This window comes from Burkholderia sp. SIMBA_051 (genome assembly GCF_046534915.1).
GTDB lineage: Bacteria > Pseudomonadota > Gammaproteobacteria > Burkholderiales > Burkholderiaceae > Burkholderia > Burkholderia ambifaria.
In genome coordinates this window covers 1-238 of sequence record NZ_JAWRXS010000840.1, presented here as the reverse complement: position 1 = coordinate 238, position 238 = coordinate 1, and the positions used below count along the sequence as shown (strand labels likewise).

Sequence of the window (238 nt, the reverse complement as noted above, 5' to 3'; positions counted from 1 at the left end):
AACGAAGAAACCACGTTTGTAGAAACCTTCGTATTCCAGTTCCAGCAGACCCGGCAGTTTCGCGTTGATGTAGTCAACGAATTCCAGCGCTTTTTTTTTGATTTCTTCAGATTTACCACCCGGGATGGTCGCGTACAGACCGTCGGTGTCGATGTACAGAACTTTGAAACCGAATTTTTCTTCCAGTTCTTTCCAAACGAATTCGATGTATTCACGACCCCACGCGGTAACAGATTCC

General features: G+C 45.8%; 1 pseudogene. It reads right to left on the bottom strand.

Annotation, left to right across the window (positions count from 1 at the left end):
* A pseudogene (locus SB771_RS36815) lies at nucleotides 1–238 on the bottom strand (DNA polymerase); the annotation flags it as partial.